Consider the following 7617-nt stretch of genomic DNA (forward strand, 5'->3'; position numbering starts at 1 on the left):
AACTCATCTGCAGACCCAAAAAATCGCTACGCGGCTGCTCCGCTATTTGAGGTACTCTACAATAAAAAGGGCAGCCAAATGGCTGCCCTTTTTATTGTAAGCGAAAAGCAGGTTACTTCTGTACACTAATGCGCTTCACAGCGGTTTCGCCATCAAGATCAATCTTTAGTGTATAGATGCCCGCTGCCAACGTAGCCATATCTAACTCATCAGGTTGCTTAGTGGAGAGCGTGCGGGTCAGGACTGACTGACCCAAAGAATTGATAACAGTAGCCTGTGCCTGGTGCGCCTTGCTGCTGCGCAAGTCTATGTGCAACAGGCCACTGGTAGGGTTAGGGTAGGCTGCCACGGCCTGCGACAGTGCTTGGTTGACTGCCAACGGGCCAGCCGTCAGCGTCACGTCATCAATCGACAGGCGGAAGGAGTTAGCGGCGCTGGTTACGTGCATGCCCACGTAGTACGTGCCGTCAGTCGTTACCCGGATGGGCTGGGCTGTGCCCTGCGTGAAGGTAGTGGCCGTGAGATTGTTACCAGTGAAAATGGTAGTCGTCATGCCAGCCACGGTAGGTGCAGTACCTACTTTAATTTCCAGACGCTCGGGCGTGGCCGTATTACCCACGCGGTAGTAGAACGATAGCAGGTATTGCTGCGCGGCCTGGAGCGTGAGAGCCGGCGTAAACACCCAGTCGTCGGCAGCGGTGGTCAGACTTTGGTTGTTGAAGTTGTACGTCAGCGCGTTGGCTCCACTGCGGGCGGCGGCGGTGCTAGTGGTCCAGGTGAAGCCATCGGTGTTAGCGTCGAGTACCGTGAAGCCGCAGGGTAGGGCTGGGGCTGTTACACCATCAAAGTTCTCATTGTACGGGAACGTGGCCAGCGGCGCGGGAGGCGTGCACAGCGTAGTAAAGGTCACCGGCGCCGAAAATAGGCTGGCGCTAGTGTTACTGCACGTGCTGCGCACATACGCCTGGTACGTGGTAGCCGGCGTCAGGCCTGTAAGGGCAATTGGCGAAGCCGTACCCGTTACGGTCGTGCCTGCCGTAGCCGGATCGAATCCCGCAGGACCGTATACAAGGCTATAACCAGCCGGCGCGGTGCCAGCCGGCGCCGTAAAGCTCAGCGTAGCACCGGTGGAGGTGGTAGCCGAAACGAGTAGGTTGGTAGGTGGTAGGCAGGTTACGGGAGCCGTTACAGCCTCAATCATGAGCTTGCCCGCATTGCTGGTCGATAAATCCGCTGGGGCAGTGCCGGTACCTATTGCTAGGCTATAAGTGCTTAAGCGACGAGTAGGGTTTTCTGCTTGAGTGCCAACCGGGAAGTAGGAGGTAGCGTTTGGCGTTAAAGCAAGTCCTACAAAAAAATCGGTGCCATAGACAATAGCGGGCGTACTGAGCGTGTAAGTGTTGTACCGGCCCATATCAGCCGTTTGCAATTGGTAGTCGGGAGAGCGGGCAATGATAGCGCCCTGGGCATTTACTACCACTGCGTATACCGTGCGGCCCACAGAGGCTGCATTGTTGGTATACACATTCACGCTTTGCACACTACGCGTATCAGTGGCCTGAAAGCGCGACAAATACGCCACAGCAGCTGTGCCGCCGTAGCTGTTTGTATTCAGTATGCCAGGGGTAGCGTGGGAGTAGGTGTCTGCCGTAACTTGCTGGGCTACGGTAGTGGTGTTGTTTGCTGTGGTCACGTCGCCCGCGGCGGTAGCAGTTACGGTTACGGTATTGTCGCCGGTGGCGGTAGGCGTAAAGCTATCGAATGCAACGGTAGCGGTGGCGCCGGGTGCAATAGAGGCAACCGTTTTGCTGCTTGTGAAAGAGTTGGCACCCGCTACCGTTAGGGTCACCGGCACATTGGTAAGGGTAGTATAGCCCTCATTGCGGACGGCGCCCTGGATGGTCTGCGGCCCCACACCCGAAATAGGTAGCTTGCCCAGCGTGTAGATGGCTGCTACGCTGGCATCGGTGGCGGCGGCGGGCCGAAAGCGGTACGTACGGCCAGCATCGGGCAATGTGGTTTTAGCAAAGACGAACGGAATACCGCCGTAGTCACCCTGCGCAAAGGTGGGTCCTGACCAAGCGACATTTGTATTTTTCGCTACGCTGAGAATTTGCTCAAATCCGTTGCCCGAGCCTTTCAAACCTACTACTGCCACCTTAGGTGCGGCAGCACCAGCACCAGCCGTCGGCGTATTGTACACGAAGTCAATAACGTTGTTGATTTCGTACAGCTTCACCTGAAACGAAAATCCAGTGTATTGCTCCGCAACGGTGGTCGTAGCGCCTGTTCCTGTGGTTGTAGTTTGGCGAGGCTTGTCCTGCACGTTTTTCCACTGAATGGTACACACGCGGTTTGGCGCGGTGCCGGTGGTGGCTACCCGATACTCAGCTGCATCAGGACCCAGCAAATCAGCGGCGAAAGGCACCAGCAAATTCACATCGGCAGCGTTCGTGCTTTTAAAAGGACCGCCTTGGGCGAAGGTCTGCGCCGCTTCGTAATACAGTGCGGGAGAGGGCGCCGTGCCACCCAGTTTCAGGTAGCCATTCGTATTCAGGATAAACTGCGTGAAATCCTGGTTGTTATAGCGAAACGTGAAGCCTATTTCCTGTGCTGCTGAGTTGGAATCGTCTTTATTAGGGGTAGGAATTACTGTTCCGGTATCAGCTAGATCAGTGTAGGCAGTTACGCCAGTTTGCGTACCGTATGTTCGATAATTGAGGTTTTGTGCGTGCAGGCCGGTAGTGCCCAGCGCCAACAGAGCCGCTAGTGCCCAGTGCCGCCCGCGTAATCTAACTTTATCGTCAGGGTAGGATTGCGCCATAGAAACAGAATAAGAGGTGAAAGGAAGTGGTGTTGGCAAGGGAAAAATTGCTTTGTCAAGATGCTGAATTTCTTTGACAAGGCTACTACGGCTATGCGTAAAGTTCTACAGCGAAGCGCCGTTTTTTGAGGACGAGTAGAACGTTCTGGTTTCTGTTTGTAACACGGACACTGACCTCATATAAGCAGAAGGGCAGTCTAGCTAGACTGCCCTTCTGGTAAAAATCGGAAACAAGTCAACCTTATTTCTGCAAGCTCACGCGCTTCACAACCACATCATTGTCCAGCTGTAGCTGCACCGTATAGAGGCCGTTGCTGAGCGTAGAAAGGTCGAGCTGCTGTTCGGCCGCCGTGTTGAGCGGACGTGTCAGCACTACTTGGCCTAAGGTGTTAAACACCGTAGCACGCCGCTGGCGGGCACTGCTGGCACTCAGGTTCAGGCGCAGCATGCCTGTAGTAGGGTTGGGGTAGGCTTCAATAGCCCGCGAAAGGGCTTGGTTGACGGGTAGGGCGGTGGTGGTGATGGCTATGTCATCTATCACCAAAACATACGCGTCGGGGTTACTAATGGCATGAAAACCAATATAGTATTGCCCCGTGGTGGCAGGCTGAATGGCCTGCGCCGACACTGTAGCAAACGCTGTGGAGTTGAGGTTGGTATTGTTGTAAACAGAAGCGCCTGCCGTCATAGCGGCTACCGTAGGTGCGGTGCCATAGCGTATTTCTAATCCTTCAGGTATTACTGTTCCATCATCATAAGAACCCACCCGATACTTAAAGCTCATATTATATTGCTGGCCCGCTGTTAAAGGTAGGGCTGTGGTAAAAAACCAGTCATTAGCACCTACTGTAGTATCATCCTCATTGTATATATAGGCAATGGCATTAGGCGAACTACTGATAAGGTCTGTGATATTTGTTAGTCTCCAACTATAGCCATCATTGTTGGCATCAAGAATGGTATAGCCGCAGGGAAGGGTGTTAGCCGCATCAAAATTCTGGGTGTATGGGAAAGTAACGGCCGTTGGTTGACAAGCGGTAGTCAATTTCAATGGACCGTAGCGGGCGCTGGTGCCGGCCGTGCCGCCGCAGCTTTTGCTTACATACACATCGTAAGTAGTAGCTGCTGCCAAACCAGTGAGTGTGATGGGTGAAGTAGCACTAGTGATGGTCGTACCTGAACCGGGTGCGAAACCTGCCGGACCATATTCAGCTACATACAGACCTGTGCCGGCTGAAGCTGTAAATGTGATGTTGGCAGAAGTGGTCGTAACAGCTGTGAATTGGAAGTTAACAGGTGTTTGGCAAGGCGGCACGGCTCCAAATCCTACACTAATGGCTGGCCGCAGATAATAAAATTCATCGAAGTCTTCAAAAACTTCCCAAGTGCTCAAACTGCTTCCTGGTGCCGTAAAATAAAAAGTGTTTGGGCGGAGAGGGTCTTCTATTTGTGCTCCTAGTGAAAAGTCATCGCTGTCCTGATCGAAACGCATACCCACGTAGAATGAGGAGTTCACTACTACATTAGGAAGGGTAACCGTGACGCGCCTGCTATCGGCCGGAACAGCCTGGGAGGGTGATACGTATAGTTCGTTGCCGGGGCCCCCGTTGGGGCCTAATGCATCATAGAGTACTACGCGGTAGGTAGAACTGCTAGGACCGTTGCTTATTAGCGCCAACGTTGCGCTATTTACTGTAGTAGATTGAGTAATAGTGTATTTAGCTGCAAAAGCCCCGTTTGTTCCTAGAAGCGGCAGGTAATCATCAATGAATTGATTTGGTGTCTCATACGCTAATCGGTTCGACGTGACGGTTTGAGTAGTAGTTTTTTGATTATTGCTATTTAGCGCATCATTGCCCACGCTTACTGTTAGGGTATTAGCACCCAGGGTAGTGGCAGGGTAGGGATCAAATGTTACCAGCGTTAGACGATTGGCAGGTAGCGAAGCAATCGTTTTAGTGCTGGTGAAAGTTGAGGCACCTGCTACTGTTAGTGTTACCGGCACGTTAGTAAGAGTGGTGGTTCCTGCGTTATAAATGATTGTCTGAGCCGTGTGGGGAGCAGCTTCGGGCGAGAGTTGACCATAGGTAAAGACGGATACGGTCGCAGCGTCGTTAGCCTTACGCGTGTTGAAGCGGTAAGTACGGCCAGCATCAGGTACCACCGTGTTTAAAATATCGAAAAAGACAGGCCCAGTGAAGAACCTAGCCTGTGCCCAGGGCTGTTCAGCTTCTTTTGTGAGGGTGATTATCTCTGCATTAGCCGTAGGAGTTGCGTTAGATCCTTTAATGCCAACTGCAACCGTTTTGTAAGACACAGCAGTAGGTCCGCTGGTAGCTGGTCCGTACACAAACTCGATAGTATTGCTAGTTTCGTAAAGCTTCACCTGAAAGGAGAAGTTGGTGTACTGACTAGCTTTCGTCCCGCGGGCTTTGTCGCTCACGTTTTTCCACTGAATGGTGCATACCCTGTTGGGGGCGGCACCCGTAGTGGCTGTCCGGTATTCAGTGGGACTCGTGCCAGCAGTGAGATCTTCATTAAAAGGCAGCAGCAGGTTCACGTCAGCTGCGTTAGTGCTATTTAGTGGTCCGCCCGTAATCTTATCTGGGTCGCTGAAAAAGTAAGCTGTGGATGGTGCAGCACTACCCAAACGCAGGTAGCCATTGGTATTCAGCACAAACTGCGTGAAATTTTGGGCATTATATCGAAAGCTGAAGCCGATGTTCTGGGCCGCTGAATTAGCGTCGTCGGTATTAGCCGTGGCAATAGCAGTGCCCGCGCTGCCTAGGTCGGTGTAGGTGCCAGCTACATTTTCGCCAGTATACTGGTTGTAATTCAATTGCGCCTGAGCCGGCAACTGCAAGCCAAGCGCCAGCGCGCACAGCCCCAGCAGGCGCCCCAATCGACGCCGCGCAGGGCGCTCCGTCGGGGTAGTGTATAGATGTTGCATGTAGAAAGTGTTTCGGTAAAAAGCGTTTAAGTTGAGAGCGGAGCAGGAAAGTAAAGCGGATTAAGTCGCTGCTGTAAATAAAGCAGTAAACACTACGTGCTTTCCATAGTTAAGATAGCATCTTCGGCGAAAAAATACGGGGTCGCGTCGTCTTGCCACTAGATGCTGTTTTCAATAAGCAGCAGCAACTTACCGCTTCAAACTGCCTTTTCACTATGCGTATTTGTTTAGTAGGCGCCGGCCGGGTAGCCACCCACCTAGGGCCGGCGCTGCTGCGGGCGGGCCATACCATCACGCATGTGTGGAGTCGCACGGCAGCCAGTGCCGCCGCGCTGGCCACGCAGCTGCCCGGAGCCCGCGCTACCACCAACCCAGATTTGCACCAGCTAGAAGCAGAAATAGTGCTGCTGGCCGTGCCCGATGCCGCCGTGGAGCCGCTGTTGGCACAGCTGCAACTGCCCGCCAATGTACTAGCCGCGCATACGGCCGGCGCACTGCCGCTGGCTGTGTTCGCGCCCTACCCCCACCTGCGCGGAGGCGTTTTCTATCCGTTGCAAACGTTCAGCCCCGGCCGCATGGTAGACTGGACCACGCTCCCGCTCTGCTTGGAAGCGGCCGATGCGGCCAGCCAAGCTACCCTGCTGACGCTGGCGCACAGCTTGAGCCAGGACGTGCGTCTGCTCAATTCAGGGCAGCGCCTTTTGTTACACACCGCGGCCGTGTTTGCCGGCAACTTCACCAACCACGTGCTCGGCATCAGCCACGCGCTGTTGCAGGAAGCCGGGCTGCCGTTTGAACTCATCGTACCCTTGGTGCGCGAAACCGTAGAAAAGGCCTTGGCCTACCCTCCGTTCACGGTGCAAACCGGCCCCGCCGCCCGGCACGATGCGCCTACCCTGGCCCGGCACCAGGCCGCGCTACAGACTCATCCTATGTGGCATGAGGTGTACGCTACTGTCTCACGCAGTATTCAGCAGGCAGCGGAGCCGTCGGCCGGCTAGTTTTGATTCGGGGGGAGGCATCCGTACCTTTGCCCCTCTTTGCTAATTACGTAGCTACTTCCCGTGAAAGTCGTCAATATACATTTCAAGTTTCAGGACGGGCAGCCCGACCAGACCCATGTGGCCGCTGAGGGCGAGTCGGTGCTGGACGTGGCGCTCAACAACGGCGTGCAGTTGCAGCACAACTGCGGCGGCGTGTGTGGGTGCAGCACGTGCCATGTGTACGTGCAGCGCGGCGAAGACTCTCTGCCCGAAATTTCGGACAAGGAAGAGGATTTCATCGACCGCGCCATCAACCCCCGTATCAACTCGCGCCTGGCCTGCCAGTGCGTGGTGCAAGCTGACACCGACGAGCTGCAAATCCTGGTTCCGCCCCAGAACTTCCTGGGACACTGATTGGAAGTATTAGGTGTTGAGCGTAGTGAGTTGGCGTAGCCAGCACTCAGTGCGCTCAACACCTAATACTCAACCCTTACCACTCAACACTTTACCTATGAATCACTTCGAGCCACCCATCAAGTGGAGCGACCACGAAGACGTGGCCATGGCCCTCTACGAGAAATTTGGCGACGATTTCACAGAGGCTAAAATCTACCGTATCCGCTTCACCGAGCTCATCGACTGGGTACTATCCCTACCCAACTTCGAGGGCACCCGGGAGCAGGCCAACGAAGGCCACCTGGAGCAAATTCAGGCCAAGTGGGTCTACGAGTGGCGCGATAATCAATAGTGAAGTTGTGAAGTTGTGAAGGGAAAGTTTACCATTCTGGCCGCACCACTTGCGTAGGCTTCGCCACTAGCATCAGCAGAATAGCTGCTTCACCCTTCACAACTTCACAACT

5 protein-coding genes are annotated in these 7617 nt (G+C 54.2%); 3 read left to right on the forward strand and 2 right to left on the reverse strand.

Annotated features, from left to right (window positions below; translation table 11 throughout):
* Positions 1-112 precede the first annotated feature (112 nt).
* Positions 113-2824 carry a T9SS-dependent choice-of-anchor J family protein gene (locus KYK14_RS20790; RefSeq protein WP_219161616.1) on the reverse strand — a complete coding sequence of 904 codons (2712 nt, stop codon included), beginning with the start codon at positions 2822-2824 and terminating at the stop codon, positions 113-115.
* A gap of 241 nt (positions 2825-3065) precedes the next feature.
* Positions 3066-5774, reverse strand: coding sequence for a T9SS-dependent choice-of-anchor J family protein (locus KYK14_RS20795; RefSeq protein WP_219161617.1), 2709 nt, complete (start codon positions 5772-5774; stop codon positions 3066-3068).
* A gap of 215 nt (positions 5775-5989) precedes the next feature.
* On the opposite strand from KYK14_RS20795, the gene KYK14_RS20800 reads away from it, so the two are divergent.
* From KYK14_RS20800 to iscX, 3 genes are all read left to right on the forward strand, one after another.
* Complete coding sequence (locus tag KYK14_RS20800) at positions 5990-6775, forward strand: Rossmann-like and DUF2520 domain-containing protein (RefSeq protein WP_219161618.1); 786 nt, start codon at positions 5990-5992, stop codon at positions 6773-6775.
* Between the two features lie 63 nt (positions 6776-6838).
* A complete protein-coding gene (locus KYK14_RS20805; protein WP_185282407.1) occupies positions 6839-7171 on the forward strand; it encodes a 2Fe-2S iron-sulfur cluster-binding protein in 333 nt (110 codons plus the stop codon).
* Between the two features lie 97 nt (positions 7172-7268).
* Positions 7269-7505 carry a Fe-S cluster assembly protein IscX gene (gene iscX, locus KYK14_RS20810; protein WP_185282408.1) on the forward strand — a complete coding sequence of 79 codons (237 nt, stop codon included), beginning with the start codon at positions 7269-7271 and terminating at the stop codon, positions 7503-7505.
* The last annotated feature ends 112 nt before the right edge of the window (positions 7506-7617 follow it).

Source organism: Hymenobacter profundi, from assembly GCF_019334315.1.
Lineage (GTDB): Bacteria > Bacteroidota > Bacteroidia > Cytophagales > Hymenobacteraceae > Hymenobacter > Hymenobacter profundi.